19 protein-coding genes and 1 pseudogene are annotated in these 18,682 nt (G+C 62.8%); 5 read left to right on the top strand and 15 right to left on the bottom strand.

Annotation, left to right across the window (positions count from 1 at the left end; all coding sequences use genetic code 11):
• Positions 1-227 precede the first annotated feature (227 nt).
• The 5 genes from ACYQ8K_RS11410 (at position 228) to ACYQ8K_RS11390 (ending at position 5,074) form a co-directional block, all read left to right on the top strand.
• A complete protein-coding gene (locus ACYQ8K_RS11410; protein ID WP_459968899.1) occupies positions 228-791 on the top strand; it encodes a hypothetical protein in 564 nt (187 codons plus the stop codon).
• Between the two features lie 218 nt (positions 792-1,009).
• Positions 1,010-2,014 carry an MPT63 family protein gene (locus ACYQ8K_RS11405; protein ID WP_459968927.1) on the top strand — a complete coding sequence of 335 codons (1,005 nt, stop codon included), beginning with the start codon at positions 1,010-1,012 and terminating at the stop codon, positions 2,012-2,014.
• A gap of 451 nt (positions 2,015-2,465) precedes the next feature.
• On the top strand, positions 2,466-2,801 hold the full coding sequence (locus tag ACYQ8K_RS11400; protein ID WP_459968897.1) for a hypothetical protein: 336 nt from the start codon (positions 2,466-2,468) through the stop codon (positions 2,799-2,801).
• A 215-nt stretch (positions 2,802-3,016) separates the two neighbouring features.
• The gene (locus tag ACYQ8K_RS11395) at positions 3,017-4,252 is read left to right on the top strand and encodes a hypothetical protein (protein ID WP_459968895.1); all 1,236 of its coding nucleotides are present in this window, start codon (positions 3,017-3,019) and stop codon (positions 4,250-4,252) included.
• Between the two features lie 66 nt (positions 4,253-4,318).
• Entirely contained in the window at positions 4,319-5,074 is a 756-nt protein-coding gene (locus ACYQ8K_RS11390) for a hypothetical protein (protein WP_459968893.1), read from the top strand.
• A gap of 6 nt (positions 5,075-5,080) precedes the next feature.
• Here ACYQ8K_RS11390 and ACYQ8K_RS11385 read toward each other — a convergent pair whose 3' ends face one another.
• The 15 genes and pseudogenes from ACYQ8K_RS11385 to ACYQ8K_RS11315 form a co-directional block, all read right to left on the bottom strand.
• Positions 5,081-6,439 carry a hypothetical protein gene (locus tag ACYQ8K_RS11385; RefSeq protein WP_459968891.1) on the bottom strand — a complete coding sequence of 453 codons (1,359 nt, stop codon included), beginning with the start codon at positions 6,437-6,439 and terminating at the stop codon, positions 5,081-5,083.
• Between the two features lie 162 nt (positions 6,440-6,601).
• Positions 6,602-7,954, bottom strand: coding sequence for a hypothetical protein (locus tag ACYQ8K_RS11380; protein ID WP_459968889.1), 1,353 nt, complete (start codon positions 7,952-7,954; stop codon positions 6,602-6,604).
• Positions 7,955-8,102: 148 nt separating this feature from the next.
• Positions 8,103-8,432, bottom strand: a complete 330-nt coding sequence (locus tag ACYQ8K_RS11375) for a hypothetical protein (protein WP_459968887.1) — start codon at positions 8,430-8,432, stop codon at positions 8,103-8,105.
• Between the two features lie 229 nt (positions 8,433-8,661).
• Positions 8,662-9,600 (bottom strand): hypothetical protein, encoded by a 939-nt coding sequence (locus ACYQ8K_RS11370; protein WP_459968885.1) that lies wholly within the window; start codon positions 9,598-9,600, stop codon positions 8,662-8,664.
• Between the two features lie 76 nt (positions 9,601-9,676).
• Positions 9,677-10,132, bottom strand: a complete 456-nt coding sequence (locus ACYQ8K_RS11365) for a hypothetical protein (protein ID WP_459968883.1) — start codon at positions 10,130-10,132, stop codon at positions 9,677-9,679.
• 359 nt (positions 10,133-10,491) lie between these two features.
• Positions 10,492-11,190 carry a hypothetical protein gene (locus ACYQ8K_RS11360; protein WP_459968881.1) on the bottom strand — a complete coding sequence of 233 codons (699 nt, stop codon included), beginning with the start codon at positions 11,188-11,190 and terminating at the stop codon, positions 10,492-10,494.
• Positions 11,191-11,297: 107 nt separating this feature from the next.
• Positions 11,298-11,843, bottom strand: a complete 546-nt coding sequence (locus ACYQ8K_RS11355; RefSeq protein ID WP_459968880.1) for a hypothetical protein — start codon at positions 11,841-11,843, stop codon at positions 11,298-11,300.
• 10 nt (positions 11,844-11,853) lie between these two features.
• A pseudogene (locus ACYQ8K_RS11350) lies at positions 11,854-12,783 on the bottom strand (TPR repeat region-containing protein); the annotation flags it as partial.
• A gap of 600 nt (positions 12,784-13,383) precedes the next feature.
• Positions 13,384-13,689: a hypothetical protein gene (locus ACYQ8K_RS11345; RefSeq protein WP_459968879.1), complete on the bottom strand. Its 306-nt coding sequence runs from the start codon at positions 13,687-13,689 to the stop codon at positions 13,384-13,386.
• A 308-nt stretch (positions 13,690-13,997) separates the two neighbouring features.
• Entirely contained in the window at positions 13,998-14,519 is a 522-nt protein-coding gene (locus ACYQ8K_RS11340; protein ID WP_459968878.1) for a hypothetical protein, read from the bottom strand.
• Between the two features lie 65 nt (positions 14,520-14,584).
• Entirely contained in the window at positions 14,585-14,989 is a 405-nt protein-coding gene (locus ACYQ8K_RS11335) for a hypothetical protein (protein WP_459968877.1), read from the bottom strand.
• A 113-nt stretch (positions 14,990-15,102) separates the two neighbouring features.
• Positions 15,103-16,377, bottom strand: coding sequence for a hypothetical protein (locus tag ACYQ8K_RS11330; protein WP_459968876.1), 1,275 nt, complete (start codon positions 16,375-16,377; stop codon positions 15,103-15,105).
• A 56-nt stretch (positions 16,378-16,433) separates the two neighbouring features.
• Positions 16,434-16,739, bottom strand: a complete 306-nt coding sequence (locus ACYQ8K_RS11325; protein WP_459968875.1) for a DUF6317 family protein — start codon at positions 16,737-16,739, stop codon at positions 16,434-16,436.
• The gene (locus ACYQ8K_RS11320; RefSeq protein WP_459968873.1) at positions 16,726-17,235 is read right to left on the bottom strand and encodes an SAV_915 family protein; all 510 of its coding nucleotides are present in this window, start codon (positions 17,233-17,235) and stop codon (positions 16,726-16,728) included. The genes ACYQ8K_RS11325 and ACYQ8K_RS11320 overlap by 14 nt, the downstream gene beginning before the upstream one ends.
• Before the next feature lie 441 nt (positions 17,236-17,676).
• On the bottom strand, positions 17,677-18,660 hold the full coding sequence (locus tag ACYQ8K_RS11315; protein WP_459968871.1) for an alpha/beta fold hydrolase: 984 nt from the start codon (positions 18,658-18,660) through the stop codon (positions 17,677-17,679).
• Positions 18,661-18,682 lie beyond the last annotated feature (22 nt).

Genomic DNA, 18,682 nt, shown 5'->3' with positions numbered 1-18,682 from the left:
TCCCTCCTCCCCCGGCTACCGGCGCCATGCCGGCGCCCCCGCTTCCGGTACCGCACTACCCCCCGGCCCCGGCCCAGCCGGACTCCAGATATCCCATCGGACCGCCGCCCGGCCATTTGTCCTCAGCACCTCCGGCGGGCAGAGCCTGGCCAGGCGGATTCGCCGCGCCGCCGGACCCGCATGACCGGCCACGAGGCCGGCGGCGTCGACGAGTCGTGCTAGGCGCCATGGCCGCGATCGTCGTGCTGGCCGCCGGTGGGGTGGGCCTTTATTTCTTGCTGCGCCCATCCGAGTCGACGCCCGCGGCACCCGCTACCTCGGACACACCCACTGCGTCGACCACCACGACCCCGACCACACCGGCAGCGGTGGCGCAGGCCCGGTTGTTCGGGCAGCTGCCCGCCGGCTACCTTCCCGGCGTCTGCAGGCCCACTGCTCCTCCGGAACGCGCGTTGGCACAGGTGGCCTGCGACCAAAACGTCGATCCGGACGGCCCGCCTGCGGCGACCTACACCCTGTATCCGGACGTGACGACTCTGCGCTCGGCGTTCGACCGGGCAGTGCCCGCCAGCGCCGTCATCATCTGCCCTGGACGCATTCAGTCGCCGGGCCCATGGCATCACGTCGCCAGCCCGGACAAGCCAAGCGGCATGGTGCTCTGCGCGGCACCGCAAGGAAATCCCTCGCTGACATGGACAAACGAGGCAGAGTTGATGCTCAGCACCGTTCAGGCGAGCGTGCCGGGACCCACTATCGATCAGCTGTTCGCGTGGTGGTCGTCGCATTCGTAACCAGGAATTAAGACAACCCCCAAGCTCTTTCGACGGTCCATTATTTTCAGTCTGATTCGAGTCGCAAAGAATTTCGCACTCAACTGCTTGAACTCTGGACAGTGATGTTTAGGAAGACCCAAAATGGCTTAATCTGCCAGTTGAGTTAGCAGCCGATCGCCCAAACCGCATTCGTACCGAGACAGGAGTGTCCCCCAGTGAAGACAGCCACCGCAGCGATGGCATCTGCCGTCAGCGTCATCGCGGCAGTAAGCCTCGGCCTTGCCAATCAACCGACCGCTTCTGCCGACCAAGCCACCGAGGCGGCGGCTTCCCACCAGCTGGGTAGTCAGACAACGCTGACGAACGGCAATGTGGTGCAGGGCTGGACCGTCAGTAGCCTTCAGCCCAGTAAGGACACCATCCCGTACGCGGTTCAGGGCACGCTCTGGGAAGCAACTGCCACCGACGAAGCCATCCAGGGATCGGTCATCCCGATCGTGTCGAATTTCAGCGCCCGCTCGGCGAGCGGCGAAACCTACCCGGTGCTCTACCAGGTTGCCACCCCGCAGGGCGTCAACCCTGCCTCACTGGCCCAGGGCCAAAAGACCAACGGCAAGCTGTATTTCGACATCACCGGTGACAAGCCCACCAGCGTGGTTTACACCGACGGCAATGCCGCTTCCGCCACGTGGACGCAGCCGACCGGTGGGCCGGCCTCGGGCGGCGGAGGGTCGCGTGTCCAGGCGGTGACGTCACCCGCCCCCGCCGTTACCACGCCCAAGCCGGGCGCCACGGTAACGCCCGCGGCTGTTGGTAGCCAGGGCACCCCGCTGCCGGCGGGCAGCCAGGGCACCCCGCTGCCTGCGGGAAGCCAAGGGACGCCGCTGCCCGCGGACAACCCGAATGCACCTGCGACACCGCCCGTCGCTGGCGGTGATACCGCGGAAAACCCGGCGGCCCCCCCGGCTAACCCCGCGCCGGGAGCACCGGCTCCCGCTAGCCCCGCGCCGGGAGCACCGGCTCCAGCCAACCCCGCGCCGGGAGCACCGGCTCCAGCCAACCCCGCACCGGGCGCCCCAGCTCCAGCCAGCCCAGCGCCGGCGGCGGGGGGACCGGTGAACGCGCCGGCAGCGCCCGCACCGGCCGGCCCGGCGCCGGCACCCGCGGCTAATGGCAGTGTCGGCACCCCGGCAGGTAGCCCGGCCGCGCCGGCACCCGGCAACGGCACGCCGACTCCCTGAGCTGATAGGGCGGGCGGTACCGCAGACGCCTAACGTTTGCGGTACCACCGCCGTACGCAGCAACTCCGCGGCGATGGTTCCCATGCTCAGTCCCGAATCCGTAAACAGACTGGACAACCTACGCGAAGTAGGTGTGGACCGACCCTGGGGTGTAGCCGTCGCGGCATTTCATGCGGCTCCCGAAGCGTGTGTCGCTACCGTGTCGGGTGCAGCAGGTGTAGGTGGTGGTATCGCCACAGACGCGCCCACGGAGGTGTGGCGGGACGGTACCACGTTGATCCAGCGCACGAACGACGAGCTGCACTCGCTCGTCGCGCCGAAGTGAGGGCGTCGCGGCCGAGGCGCTGGCCGGTCGCGTCGATTAGCGATGCCAGATCCCCTCGGACCGCTTTATGCTTGAGGGGTTGGGTATGCCCGGACTGACGGCTGGGCGGTAAGTGCTAGGGGTGACATGGGCGACCCATGGATTCGAGACGCGACGAACGAGCTAAATCGGCTGAGCGTTAATCCACCTGTTGACTTTGTCTTCTCCCCTAACGTGGCAGACCAGTGCCAGAAAGTTATCGGTGACCTTCACGCCGCTGTCCAGCAGGCGCACACTGACATCGCCAACATGAAACTGACCGGGGTCGGATCGCTGCCCTCGGCCGTCACAACCGCGACGAACCTCAACCGAGACGCTGCCGACATCGCCCAGCTGCTCAACGGCTACCAGCAATTTTTGGAAGCCTTCGGTCGTGCCATCGACACTGCCTGCCAGAGATTTAAGGCCGCGGACCACCACTGAATCGTCGAACGGCAGGAAAGTAGAGCAACATGGGTGGAGGACCGGGCGACCCCCCCTTCATTCCTTGGGATACCGACGGTGGACCCCCTCCGGCGGGGCCACCGCCTGTCGGCCCACCACCGCCGATCGCTCCCGGCCCGCAAAACGGACTCGTTTCCACTGATGACCTAATGAATCTGGGCTCGCAGATCAACGCACCGATACCCGATACGGGAATGGCGAAGGTGCACAACGCCGGCGGCGCCACCAGGAACATGCCCGTCGGCGAAGACGACATCAATAGCTTCGATGCGGGCCATGCGGCCGTCCAGGACATCGACGAGAACTTTGCCGGCGACCACGCCGGTAAGTGGGGTCACCACGGCGACACAGTAGGTCGCTTTGGGCAGAGCTTCATAGACCACTTCGCGAGCCTGGCCAATCCTGGTCAAGCCCACGACCAATGGCAAGGACATACCGCGCAAGAGGTCAAAAAACATGCCGATAAGTCCCTGGAGCATCTACAGGCGTTCTTAGCCGCCGCCAACCGTATGCCCGGTTTGCTCAACACCTTTTCGAACGATCTCGGCACCGCAAAGCAATTTTTTACCGGCCCCAACTGGCAGATGTATCAAAACACTCTGGCAAACGCGACGTCGCCTGCCGCACGCGAAGACATTCAAAACATCTACGCCGGTATAGCGCATCGATTCATCCAGACCCGATACCAGCCGCCGATCAAAGACATCGCCAGTCAACATCCGGACGTCACGGGTATCCTCCCGCCTACCATCAATACCCCGGCGGCCGGTCCGGCAGCGGCGGGAGCATCGGGAGGCGCCAGTGGTGGCGGCGGGATTCAGCCCGGTGGCCTTGGGTCACCGGAGGTTTCGGCCGCGGGGGCGGGCGCGAGTCCCGCGGCGCCAAGCGCGCCACCGGCCGGACCGTCCCCGGGCGGCGCCGGCAACCCCGCTGGCGATGCCGCCTCCAAAGCCGCCGATGCCGCCCAGAACGGGGCTGGGCAGGCCGGCAACGCCGCCCAACAGGCCGCCAACAAAGGGCTCGACGCGACCAAAAGCCCCGGAAACCGCCCGCGCGAAGGCGTCTTGAACCTCGGCCCCAAGGGCGCCCACGGCGGATCGAAGGGCGCCGGAGCCCGCGGAGGCGGCGCCGGCGCTCGCCCGTCCGCCGCACGTCCCGCCGAGGCCCCGATGGCGCAGCCGAGCAAAGCGACGACGAGCCCCGCCGCTCCGGTTTCTCGCGCGGGGGTCAGCAACGCTGGGTCCGCCGGGTCCGGAGCCCCCGCGGCCGGTCAACGCCGCGACGAAGCCACCAAGGTCCACAAGGCGAGCAAGGCGCTACGCATTCAGAAGAACGGCGAGGAGGTGCTCGGTGAGTCCGAGGACGCAGTCATCCCCGTACTCGGTAACAATCCCGCCAAAACCCCACCGGCCAAACCGAATCGAATCTGACCTCATGCTGGGTTGCGCTTGACTCGCGGGCAACCTCGCGGCGGCAGCGTCGTCAATCTCAGCCGGGTGGGACGCATCGACCTTAGAGACCTGCATGCGATAAGCGTCTACTACGGGCGTGAGTTCATACCGTACCCGTTCGTCGTGCGCGACCCGGAACGGTGCAACATCTACGCCCGGCGCGCCGACGGCGCCGACCCCGCGCCCGACCGGTTCAACCACGGAGATTTGCGGGTCTTCCGACAATGGTTCACCACCTATCTGTCAGCGGACATCTGGGTGGAATGCAACGTGCAGTACTTCAGCACAGACCCTCCCAGCCAACGGATCCTGGCACATCGATCGGGGGGATACGGATTCTTGGCGATACAAACCGCCGACCACGAAGTCGACGTTTTCACCCTCCCGCCACAGGACCTCGGTTCTGCGATCGCCGGGTCGGCAGTGTTGACCAAGCCCGGTAAGCGGACGAAAATCGTTATCCCCGAGTATATTCCCCGTCCGTCTCGATCTACCGCCGCGGACGGTGCGCCTGCGGCATTCTCGGTTCCGGTCACCGCGTCGGCGACCACGCCGAAAGTGCCCGAATCCGAAATCACCCTCTACGCGACGGCGCAAAGCCACTGGCGCCCGACTCGGGAGTGGGGATTCGATCGCACCAAGGACGCGGCGGTATGGGTGCGCGTCAAGGACGACGGCGACTACCTCTATGTGCCTGACTACAGCCACGCGAAACCGATGACAGCCCGTGACTTGAGGGATAGTGTCAATCGCCTTATCAGCAAAGATATTTCGGCGTTGAAGCGCTTCCAGGAAGACTGAAGCGTGTCAGTCGGGCGCGCGCATCACGGTGACGGCGTCGCCGCCACGGGCATACTGCAGCAATGATCTGCCGATTCTCCAGAACGCGTCCGCGGCCGGCAGCCTCCATACCGTTTGGCAGGTCGCCAGATCAACGGCGACCTGGGCATCCTCGTAGCCTTCGCCGGTCACGATCACGCGTCCGTCAGACCCCCGATAGCGGTTTATGTCGAATTTGCAATCCGGTCCGGCAGGTTTGCCGGTGCTCAGATCCCACTGCTGCCACGGCTTGCGGTTGCCGATATTGCGGAAATCGGCGCCGTCGCGCTGCAACACGGTGCTGCCGATGGTCAGGAAGTCACCGGTTGAGTCGGTCGCCTTGAACCGGATCGCCAGATCACCTGCAGCGGTATAGATCTCCCACTGCTTGTTGTCGCCGTCGTAGGCTGTGGGCATCACCGCATTGTCCACCAACGTCACCGGCCTAGAGGTGTCCTTCTTGACCAGCTTGCCCGCCGTGTCGTAAAACAACACCCCCCCATGGGTGAAATTCTCGGTCCACGGATAGGCAAACCCACCGTCATAGAGCACCACCCTGCCCAGCTTCACACCCGGTGGCCGCGGGGGAGTCACATCGTGACCGTCGATCACCGAAAACACCCGGTCCTGTTGCCCGCCATCATCGAACTGAGCGGCAATTGTCAACGGCGGCAACACGTTTTGCGCCCCCATTGGGTCCACGCCGCTAAGGATCCCGCTGCCCGGGACGAACCAGGTGTGGTTGGCCTGCGACCCGATCCCGTATACCCCCTTCCCCTGAACCGAGTGCAGCAGGCGTGACAGCCCGAGGTAACGCGGTTCGGCGGTGCTACCAAAATCGGTGGGTCCGCTGTAAATCAAGGCCCCACGGCTTAGATCGACCACCCACGACGACAGCTTCAGCGTGTTGTCCAAGGCCACGCACACCGCCATCGACGGGCCGTTGGCATGGCAATCGCCGCCGTTGGTGCTGAATCCGGGCAGGGTAATCGGCCCGAACAGTCGCGCGCCGGTGCGCAGATCAAGCCCGTACATGTACCCGGTGGATTTACCTAGTTGCTTCTCGACCGGGCCGTGGCAGTCACCGCCGCAGGTGCTGCTGGCGAAGTAAGCCCTATCACCGTTGCTGGCGAACGCAACCCCGATCGACGCGGTGGGTGGCAACCCGAGATCGGCAGTACTGACACGCCACGCCGGGACCGGTAACCGCAGCAATGAGAACGGGATCAGCATGTCCTTGGGCGCACCGATCGACGGTGGCGCCGGCGCACTCTGGATGACGTCTCGATGCCGAAACCGCCACGCCATTACCCCACCGACCACCAGCGCCGCGACCACCACCGTCACCGCAGTGATCCACCACCAATGCCGCCGCCTGCGCGGCGGGGATACCCCGGACACAGGATCCGATGGAACCCAACGAAACTCACCCGGCGGCACCGAAGAACCCGACACCACAACCACCTCTTCTCGACGACCGGTTGCCCGGCAAGCTGGTCCGTTGATTGATCAGTCGGGCGCGCGCAGTGCACTGACGGTGTCACCGGGGCCGTACCTCAGCAGCGCTCGGCCGATTTTCACGAACGCCTCCCCCGACGGCCTCTCCCATAGCGTGCGGCAGGTCGCCAAATCGATGGCGACCTGGTGGTAGTCGTCACCACCGTCGGTCAAGATCACGCGGCCGTCGGATCCTACAAAGTATTCCTTGTCGAATTTGCAGTCCGGCCCGGCCGGTTTGCCGGTGGTCAGATCCCACTGCTGCCACGGTTTGCGGTTGCCGATATTGCGGAAATCGGCGCCGTCGCGCTGCAGCACGGTGCTGCCGATGGTCAGGAAGTCACCGGTTGAGTCGGTGGCCTTGAACCGGATCGCCAGATCACCTGCAGCGGTATAGATCTCCCACTGCTTGTTGTCGCTGTCAAAGGCGGTCGGCATCACCGCATTGTCCACCAACGTCACCGGCCTAGAGGTGTCCTTTTTGACCAGCTTGCCCGAGGTGTCATAAAACAAGATCCCCCCGGTGGTGGGGCCCTCAGTCCACGGATAGGCAAACCCACCGTCATAGAGCACCACCCGGCCCAGCTTCACTCCCGGCGGCGGGGCCGGTGTCAAGTCGCGGCCATCGATCACCGAGAATACCCGGTCCTGTTGCCCGCCATCACCCAACTGGGCGGCAATCGTCATCGGCGGCACCAGAGCCTGCGCGTCCAATGCGTCGACGCCGGTCGGGATCCCACTTCCCGGGACGAACCAGCTGTGCTTGGCGTCAGGCCCGGTACCGTAAATCCCCTTTCCCTGAACCACGTGCAGCAGCCGCGACACCCCCAGGCGCCCTGGTTGGGTCCTATCGAAGTCGGTGGGGCCGCTGTAGATCACGGCACGGCGGTCCAGATCCACCACCCATGACAACACCTTCAATGTGGGGTCATAACCGAAACAGACTGCCATCGACGGGCCGTTGGCATAACAGTCACCGCCGGTGGTGTCAAAGCCGGGCAGGGTGATCGGCCCGAACAGCCGGGCACCGGTGCGCAGATCAAGCCCATACACGTACCCGGTAGCCGGGCCCAGTTGCTTGTGGGCTGGGCCGTGGCAGCCACCGCCGCAGTCGCTGGCGGCAAAGTAGCCTTTGTCGCCGTCGCTGGCGAACGCGTACCCGGTCGAGGCAGTAGGCGGCAACCCGACATCGGTGGCGCTGACATGCCACGCCGCGACCGGTAACCGCAGCAATGAGAACGGGATCAGCATGTCCTTGGGTGCACCGATCGACGGTGGCGCCGGCGCACTCTGGATGACGTCTCGGTGCCGAAACCGCCACGCCATTACCCCACCGACCACCAGCGCCGCGACCATCACCGTCACCGCAGTGATCCACCACCAATGCCGCCGCCTGCGCGGCGGGGATACCCCGGGCACAGGATCCGATGGAACCCAACGAAACTCACCCGGCGGCACCGAAGAACCCGACACCGCAATCACCCTTCCTCAAAATCTGTTACCCACCAACACGTTAGGGCACCGGAGCGCCGCCGATCTGACACACTCGCAGCTCGCCGTCGATAATGTGCAACTCGAACACGAAGCCTCCGCCATCACTGTAGAAAGCGTTGAGGAACCACACCGGTCCGGCACGGCGAAACGAGCTAGTTGTCGCGAGTTGCTTGTTGTAGAGAAACGGGGCATGTCTTTTGACATCGTTGATCGTGGTCGCAAGCATGCCGTGGGGCGTGGGATTGGGACACGACAACGCCTCCAGATTGGGGACGTTCGACGCAGCTATCTCCCGGCTGAATGCCCGGATCGTGTTGTCGGCGACTGCGCGAGCCTGCGCGTCGGGCATCTGCTCACTGGCTGACATCGCCCGCAACGTGGCAGCACTGCGCCCGTGACCCCACCCAAAGATCGCGACGGCAAATAGTGACGCAGACGCTGTAGTCGCAATCACCAAGAGCCAGAACGGAATCCGTTGAAGCCATCGGCTGGGCTGGCTCAACCGGTTCACGCCACGCCTCGCCCGCTCGGGCACGCTGCAGCGCGGCGAAGGTTTTCAGTCAACCTGCTCAGACCATTCATGATTCGGCCCCAGGCAACAGATCGCACAGCTTGAGTTGTCCGCCCTCATCGACCAGAAACAGGTAATCGAAAAAGAACCCATTGGAGTCCGTTTCGGCCTTAGCCACCTGTTGTCGCGTCGCTTCGTCTAAGGGGTGCATGCGATATCGTAGTTCTGCTTTGAACTGTCCGCTGTCGTCGGTGAACGAGGAGATAGCCTCCGGATATGTGAGGGCTACCTTCTCACCGTGCCGCTCGACCAAGGTAATTCGGTTAGCGACCTCGCGGCCCGGGTTGGCGCATGTTACGGCTCGCATACCAGCCGCGTTCGAATGGTTGTCCGCGTCATACCAACGACTGATCACATCAAACGCCTCCTGTTGGCGCGGCGGGGGCGGCGGCACCGGGATCATGGCGACTCGCGGGGGAGGCGACCACTGCCACCCCACCGCGAGCACCAGCCCGGCACCGATCAGAAATGCGACCGTCAACACTGCGAGCACACACCGCGGCCAGCGCTGCGGGTCGCTCGAACCCGAACCCTCCGAAAACCGCTCAGCGCGCGCCGACAGCCGCCCATCAGCATGGCAGTCGATCACCAACCGCCGCCACGGCGCACCCGCCGCCGCCGCCGACTGCTGCTGCTTAGCCAGCGCGGTCATCGCCCTCGCCGAGACGGCCAGCGGCTGAGAACTGCCCTGCTGCGTTGTCACCGACACCACGGCAACGGCCGGCTGCGATGCGGGCTCAAACTCGCCGTGAATCTGCGCCCACCCAGCCGGCGCCGCCGATACCAACGTTCTGACGGCCTCTTCGATTAAGCCGCGGTCACCAGCAGGCTCATCTGCAGCGTCAACCACCAGGCCACAATATCCCGAGGTAAACGCGGCTTGCGCACCATTTCTCGGCAGGCCCGGTCCGTTGGTAGGGACTTCAAACAAGGACCCCGAGTTCAACGGCGCGTCACCGCCAAGGCCACCCGGGAGATTCTTAGCTGGTCCGAGAATCTTGGCTAGGTCATTCGCTTACGGCTCAGAGGTTTTCACGCCGCCGCCGCAGTACTGCAACATCCTCGGCGATCAACTCATCGATTCGGCCCATGAGATGTTGCTTGGTCATCGGTACGGCGTAATCGAAATCCGGCTGGTAGACATAGTCACCGTCCTCGCTGATCTGCACCCAGGCGACCAATTTCTTGCGCCAGTCCATACCCCAGGACCGTGCGGGCAGACAGCGCGATTGAACCGTTCCTATCGCAGCTACATCCGCGTTCGGGATCTCGGTGACGATCGGACCGGCGTTCCGCGGCCGGACATCAAACACGGACAATTCGTAGTCATCGTCCTCGAGATGCGCGGGCGAAGCTCGAAAGTAGTTCACGTATTTCGGCACCGAGATTCGCGCAAGATTGCCGGGCTGACTGAGCTGCAGCGACCCGCAGACCGCAGCGCCCAATTCGTAGGGCGAGACCTGATAGACATCGACCACGTCTACATCGAATCGTTGCGAAGCGCAGAATCCGAACTGACCGGCGCGGAAGGCCGATATTCGGGTGTCAGGGATTGCACCCAAGCGGTGTAGCACTCGACACTCGAGCCAGATATCGGCCCGAGGATACTCTCTTATCCACCCCTGGAAAGCGGATAAATCACCGTCCGTGAGACGGTAGGAAAGTTCGTCCCGCGCGATGGCTGTATCTACACCGAGACCCGGGCGTCCCGTTTGCATAAACGGATAAGGCAAATAGTCCTCACCCCGGCCCTCCCGTATCTGAGCTAAATCAGATAAGGCGAAGCCTCCCAGGTATCGGCCGGCCGTCGGAGCGCCCATCTGGCCATTAGAAGCGTTCACAAGCCTGCCATCGACCGGTTACGAAGCGCTTGTTCGACCTGATCCATCAACTCGGTCGAAGGGCAATCATCCCCATTTTTCCAGATCGTCAACGCTTTGAGCAGGCTCGATATCTCGACACTGACTTGCGGGCCTGGGGGGCCGAGTCCGACGGATTTGATTTCCCCGTTCGCACTGTCCATCTGGTAGACAATTTCGACCTGCAACCATCGCTTGACTCGCTTGGGTTCGATCGACTGGACCAGATTTCGACGGATTTCGGTGATGGCGGCACCTTCACCCGCATATGAGCTGCCGCGAACCTTCAACGTCGAAGCATTCACGCACACAAGGGCGCGGCGGCCCATGCGCACAAAACCGAATATCATTAGCGGGCAGAGCAGAAGGATGAGGATCCCGCCGAATCGCCATAGCCCAGGGTTGCCAGGCGCGAAACCCGCACCAACGAGAGCGGCCCCGATCAACGGCATGACGATGGCCCACTGGTACGTGAGCCCCTCCGACAGCGGGCGGTACCGACAGATAATTTCGTCCCCCGCACGCTGGACTCCAACGCTAAAAATTCGCCGACGGCTTCCCAAAATGAAAAGGGGCCCCCCACAGAACACACTGAGGCTCCAATACCACTCGACCCCCTTTAGCGCACCGAACACCCCCAACAGGGAGACTGCTGCACCAATGAGATAGGGCAGCATGAAGCCCCACCGGCGCTTCGGCCTTGCCTCAGCCATCAGCAACCGTCTCGCGTTCCGGAGTGCGCCGACGCTGGACTATTCCGCGCCACTTGGCCAATGCGATCAATTCAGTCAAAGTGCACGTCACCGGTCCACACGCTCACACCTTTGGCCGCGGCGCCCGGTCGGACCCGCAGCGTAAAATCCGCCTGATCCGGCGGCGCACTCGCCAATGCTGTGGCCGTAAATTGCGCAATCATGGTCTCCTCCCCATACCTGACGATGCGGGATTGCGTAAGACTGCAAATCGCGCCGAAGTCTGGAATTGAAATTTCCAGTACAAGCAGCCCCTGGAGGCCGATACCATCCTCGGCTTGACAGACTTCGCGATAGTTTTCCCGGCAGTTGAGAACGGAGTGGAGCTGCTCGTCGGCGAGCATTCCGAACACCTCTCCCTCTTCGAGAGCGTCCGCCACAATATGCATGGTCAAGACCGCGTTAGCACTGAACGCGCCGCTAGAACTCGCATCCATCTGACACCACACCCACATACCTTGGACGGAGCGGAACGGCTGCCAGCCTCCTGGCAAAGTTATCTCCACCGCGAAACCGGCAAACCGGTTGACGGGCTCTACAACGAGGCCGTTGCGCGCTACATACTCGCCGAAGCGCATGATCAACGCCCTAATCGAAGATGCTGTCCCACGCTTCGCCGATTAATTTCGACCCCCCGGTTGCAAACAATCCACCGACAACGGCGCCCGCCACAAGCCCGACTGCAGTCCCCACGCCCGGAACAACCGATCCGATCGCTGAACCCGCCGCCATATCTGCGAGGACAGCTGCACTCGCAGTCACCCCCACGTCCGTAAGCGCACCTGCGCCGATTCCGAGCGCGGCCCCCCCAGCTTCGCGAGTGATGGCCTCGGGCACCGAATTGTGCTCGTTGCTGACATCATTGATGGCTGCGGGCACAGCCAGGACCGCGGCGAGCGCACCGTTGGTGCGAGAAAATCCCTTCAACTCGACAGGCCCGACCTTGGGGTCCTCGAACCACTTCACCAGCCCGGAATCTGCCGCACCGGGACCCGTACCAGGAGATGAGAGGAACACCCTCGCCGCGGCGTCGTTGACGCCGGTCTTGATCGCGGTAGCAGATGTCAGTGCGTAATCCGTACCCGTCCAACCCTCCCACGGAGCCTTAAGTCTGTCCTCCCCGCCGGGCTGGGATTTCAATACCTGCTGGATACTGCCGGGCAACTGCCCGAACCCGCCCTTCGTCATGTCGGAGCCCTGCTTGGCCCCCACCGTGAGCGGGGTCTTCGGAAACCCAACTCTGTCGTTACTCATCAGCTGCCAGGAATTCGGGATCATCCGGCTTTGATCGCCGAGGTTGCGCTCGGCGTTGTTCAGCGCATCCTTCGACATGCCGTGTTCTTGAGCCTGCAACTGACTCAACACAGCTGCCTGTGCCGGCGTCAACGGTGCCTTCCCGGCTTTTTGGTCATCGGTGATCGAGTCCAGCACGGCGTTGACGCGGGCGGCGGCACCCTTATCGCCGCCCAGCGCAGCCTGCACATCGCGCTCAGCCTGCTCGGGAGATTCGGCGACGTGGCCCCCGGTGAATTTGGTCGCCAACCCCTGCTTGTCTTTGTCGATCTGCGATGCCACAGCCTGATCGGCGTCCCACCACGCCTTGGCCAACTTTCGGATGTCCTGTTCGTAGGCTTCGCGATCCTGCGTCCGTTTCGGATCGGGCGCGTCCCCGCCATCGTCCTCGGTGTCTATCACCGAAAGATCATCTTCGACCTCGAAGTCATCATTTTCGGCGTCGGCAATCTTGGCGCGCACCTCGTTGAGCTTAGGAATCACGTTGAAATTGATCCCGTTGGCAGCCGAGTCGGCCATCGCGTCAATCGCGTCACGCATGTGGCCGATCGCGGTGTAGTCCTTGCCGGCCATCGCGACCGCAGAATCCCGTGTAACACCGGACCACGACTGACCGCCTGGGAAGGTGACGGCCTGCCGGTAGGTATCCGCTCGGTCCAGCATGTCCTTGGCCGATGTTTTCCAGGAATCGATCATGCCCAGGACGGCCTGCGGGTTCGCGTGATCGATCTGGGTACGGGTCACCATGACAGCTTCTCCATCAGCACTGCATTGATTGCATTTCGGTGAACTGCATCGGTAGTTGCGAACCCAGGGGATTCATCGTCATTTGCTGTCGGGGGGCAGCAGCGAGCCTCCGGCATTAATCGCCGTGATCAGATCTTGATCGGCGCGAGTGAATCTGGTTCGGGCCATCTCCACAAGATCGCCGACTTCCGTGAAGCGATCCGCAATCGCCGATTGCACCGCCGGAATCGCCTCGCTACTGACCGCCCGGGCGGCTACCAGAGACGGAGAATCGCCTGCCGGGTCCGGGGTCGCGCCTTTATAGGGACTTTGCGCAGCGTGCTTCAGCGAGCTACCCAAATCGCTCAGCTCAGGCCGTAGCCGCCCCAGCGCCTCGATCTCCACTTGTAAAGGAGTAGTCATCGCATAGCCCCCTTTCGCAAGATGAGCCTATCAGCGACTAGGCACCTGACTAACACGAAAAACTCGCTCGCCTCGCAGGTCGGGGCGGCTGCTGTGGCGGCCAGGAGTACCGACAAACGGAGCGATGGCGAGCCAGTGAGTCGGCATATCGAGCAGGACGGTGTCGTTCGTGGTCTCCACTGGTCACGACGGCGCAACCATCCCAACCGACGTAGGCGGTGTCATTCACCAAGAACGCAGGTCAGGTGCCCACCTTCACGCGAAACGGGCCGGTTCGGTGTCCCGAAGTTCTATTTCTCAAGGCCGTACGGCCGCGCGAGCCGCCATTCCTCCTCGTTGACATACTTGCCCCGGGTGATGGCGACGCAACCGAGTGCTTGGCCGACGATGAAGAGGCTGCCGACAGCTAGGAGGCCCCCGGCCAAGCCGGAGCCACCGGAAGCGAAGACACCTGTCGCAACACCTGCGGCGCCGCCCGCCCGCAGATTTTCGGGTCGTTGGGGCGAGAAACTCATCGGGCGATGAGCCGCGCGGTCTTCGGGCGAGCGCCGCAATTTTACGTACGTGGAGTAACAGCTCCAAAGAATCGGTATCGCGGCAGCGACCGCAACAACTGAACGGCACTGCCACGACTTAACGAGCGCAAAGAGCCCGAAAAAAAGCGCCGTGATGCCCCCCAAGACGGCGAGCAGTAACACCAAACCGAAGAGGATCAACCATAAGCGGCGACGCCAGTAAGGCCATCCACGCTCATACCACGTGGTTCCGAAGTACTTGATCGACGGCACCGAGCCATCGTGCGTGTTACTCATCCGAATGCGCCGTGCTATAAGGTTTTGCGCCGGTTTTGCACCGCAGCCTGAACGGCGGAGACGTTCTATTTCTCGAGGCCGTACTGCCGCGCGAGTCGCCATTCCTCCTCGTTGACATACTTGCCCAGGGTGATGGCGAAGTAACCCAGTGCTTGGCCGACGATGAAGAGGCTGCCCACTGCTATGAGGCCACCAGCCAGCCCGGATCCGCCAGACGCAAAAACGCCAGTGGCGATACCCGCGGCACTACCCGCCCGCACGCGCTCCGGTGGTTGTGGCGAGAAACTCATGGGGCGATGAACAGCACGATCTTCGGGCGACCGCCGCAACTTTAGGTAGGCCGAGTAGCAGCTCCACACAATCGGCAAGCTGGCTAGCGTCACAGCGATCAGACGCCCCGGCGTGGAGGAAATCAGCTTGAAGAGCGCAAAGAATAGGATTGCGCCGGCACCCGTTACCGCTGAAGCCACTAGAAATCCAAGAGCTGCTAACCAAAACCGGCGACGCCAGTAAGGCCAGCCACGCTCATACCACGTGGTTCCAAAGTATTTGATAGATGGAATCGAACCTTCCCCCGTGTTATTCATCCGAATACGCTGTGCCATAAGCCTTTTGCGCCGTCCCCAATTGCACCACCCACGTCGGTTACGTCGTGGACTAAGGCATTCCCTGTTTGCGAGAAGACATGACCGGTTCCATGTAAGAGCCCGGACATTACACCGCGGTCGTGAATATCTTCAGCCCAGTGTTCGTGTGTGATTGAGTTGCCGAAGTCTCCAACCCCCCAAGCAAGCGCACCGCCGACGGCAAGGGCAGCGGCGACGGGTAGCTCGACAGGCGCGGCAATGATGGCGCCAGCTGCGGCGGTGCCCGCCGCAATGCCGGCGAGCTGTGGCCCGTAGTCGGACACCCGAGCCTTATTCGGTGACCAGCCCTTTTCCACGTCAGCTACGGTTTGTAGATGGCCGATCAGGCCAGCGGCGGCGAGGTCAACCACTGGTATGTCTTTGAGGAACTCCAAACCCTTGGGCAATCTTGCCAGTTCCGATGCCGGATAGGCGAGCTTGCCCAGGTCTCCGATATTGGAGTTCAAGATTTTTGAGAATGGCCACTCGCCCTCGCCCTTCAACGCGCCGTCGAGTGCCGCTTCTTGCAGCTTGACATCGTTGACGGCAGACAGGTGGTTGGTACGTGCCCAATCGCCTTTGGGCAGTGAGAGGCCCTTCGCCGCGTAGGCATCCCTCGCTGCCTTGAGATCTTTTCGCGCATCCCTTAACCGCTGCCGCAATTCGTCGATTTTCCCAGGGGCAACTTGTGCAAGGTGATCATTTCTCGCATTTGGGATAACGTAGAGTCCTTTTAAGTAGTCAGCGATGGTGGTGGCTTTATCCCAAGCAGGTTCCTTGCCATTTTCTGGCGGTTCGAGGTCGCCCGATACCTTCTGGATCTTTCCCGCCGCCGCGATCCGGAAGCCTTGTGCAGTCTGCAGTATCTGCGCGTAGAGCTGGTTGTAGTCGTTCTGTGCCTTTACCGCTCGTTGCGCGTCTGGAGCGTTGGGATCTCCGGTTATGACGAGGGGCAACGGTTGGCCGTTTTCGCCGATCTGGGCGCCTTCCGATTTCGCCTGTGTCGCAGCGTTATAGAGGTCATTTTCTAAAGCTTGCAGCTGATGGCCCAGCTCGGTCACAACACCACCGAAGGCCTCGTAGGAGCTTTCTATCCCGGCGATCCGAACCGACGACAGCGTCCACGCTTTCCTGAACGCCTCGGCACCGTGCCCAGACCAACTGGCGTCGTTAGCGAGCGTGTCGACGCTCGAATCCAATGCGTTAGCAATGTCTTTCATCTGACTGGGCACGGTTTCTAGGGTATGGCCCAGTGCAATCAGACCCGCGATGTCTCCGCCTACCCAGCTCACTGGATACCGCTTGTCATGTTATCCCACAGGAAGCGATTCTTATCGGAATCATCGGCGATCTGGTATCTGTCACGGCAATCTTTAATCTTGTCAGCATTTTGCAGCAGACTGGCCGCCATCTTGCTGTTGAGCGTCCCCAATTCATCGATCAGAGTTTGCATCGACTCATTAAGCGCTCCGTCTCCCGAGTCCGGCGGCGCCACTTTCAGCTTCTCGGCAACGCCCTCGTAGATCGGCGCCTCGGTAGCGTAACGGGTCGCTAACGCGGTCAGATCATCGATGACGGCTTTAAAGTCCGTCATTTAATGCCCCCTTCAGTGCGTTGAACCGGTCTTCCGTCCAAATGGATGTCACAACCTCGCGGTCAGGATCGATCAAAAGAATGCCACCACTCAAGCTGACGACTGTTTCACCTGGCAGGCGCAGCCAGGGCTGATACGGCCCCAACCTGTCCACTAAGGTTTCGACCGATCGGAAAGCAATCACCACCGGTTGACCGGTGGAAAGCTGAAACAACTCCACCGCGATGTCACCGTGGCGCTCACCAAACTGCGGGTGCGCGGGAACAAATAAAACCGGGTCTATGTCAGAACCGATCGTGCACTGCCCGGCGTTTGCAGGGTCGTCCACCGGCCCGCGATAGTAGTCCTCCTCAGCACGCCGCAGCGCCTCCCACTCGTCGACGAGTTGCTGGGGCGGCTCCGCGATCCAACCGTGCGCCTCATACCACTCTTCGCGCAAATCTTCGGCCGTCTGCCAGCCGGGCTGCCACGTCGCGCCCTCAGGCAACGCGACCACCGCCCTTAGGCTTCATGTCCACCCCACCATGATCGTCTTTCCGAAACGTCAGGAATTTATACCGTGGCTACGGACTACACTAGCGCTCCCACACATCCCTATCCTGCGCGAATATCCATCTTCATTGCCGGAACCACAACTCGACTTTCTGCCGCTGGACGACGTGGTGCGCAGGCCGGCTTAATGCGACATCCAAAGACGCGGCACCAGCACCTGCACATCGTTGTTGCACCTTACGATCAGTGAGCTTTTGCAAAGCCGCGCGTTGCTTGCGGGTCAGACTGACCGTAGATCCAACAGGTCATGCATAGTCATGCATAGTCGATTAGTCTCGCCGCTGCCGGGCTGGCCCGGGCCGACGATCCGGTCGCCCTGGACGTGGCCGACCAACTGTTCGCGGTGTCCGAGGCGCCGCATGCCGGGACGTTCTTCTAATCGGGGTCAGCGGTTCGGCTCCGCCCGTTGCATCGCCAGACGCGCGCCGGCCACCACCAGATCGGGCTGGTGGATCTGGATGAAGTGGTCGCTGCCGGTGGCGATCAGGTGCGGGGTCTGCGGCCGCAGCGCGATCAGATCCGCCGAGGCGTCTCGCCACGCCTGTTCCAGCTTGGCGCCCTGCTCGGGTGAGACGGTGCCGGGAACCGCGAACGGTTCGGTCCTGGTCAGCACGACGGTGGGAACGGGCGGGAACGCCGGGGCATCGCCAACCTGGGCGACGCTCTTCTCGATGTCGATCTCCTCGAAGCCCGGCGAGTTCGCGAACTGGGGCAGCGGCTGGTCCAACGCCTGGCGATAGGTCGGCCAATCCGCGCCCAGCAGGCCCGGTATTTCGACGGGAAAGGCATCGACGAATGCCAGCGCCCGCACCTGGTCGGGGTAGGTCTGGGCATACAGCCGGATGAACAGCCCGCCCAGCGAGTGCCCGACCAGGACGTACGGGCCCGGAAGATGGGCGGCGGCAAGGAGGGCATGCAGATCCTGGACCACGTCCTGCGCGGTGCGGGGCATCGCGACCGGCGAACTGCGGTCGGTGATGCTGGCCGGATCGGGATAGCGCAGGGTCCCGGGCCGGTCGTAGGCGCACACGCGGTGGTCGGCGGCCAGGGCCGGCAGCACGGCCGGGCCCGTTGCCGGGGCGGTGGAATCGGAGTGACTCCACGGATCCGATGAGTTGTGATACCCGGACTCCAAAATGACTGTGGGCCCGCCCTTTCCGTGGCATTCGAGATACAGGTGCCGCCCGCCGCCGATCTCGATCGGACCCGCGAAGTCACCGCCCGACGACGGCGCACCGCGGTTGTGTGCCGGCCCGCCGCATCCCACGAGCGCAACAAGCAGGGTGGCGGCCAGCAGGCAGCGACGAACTCCCGTAGCCGTGCACGCCGAATGCGCCGCGATTCTCCGGATCTCCCACACTGCACGCATCGCGTTATTGTGCGGGTAAGTC

Source organism: Mycobacterium sp. MUNTM1 (genome assembly GCF_054660795.1).
This window is presented reverse-complemented; position numbering and strand designations above follow the sequence as displayed.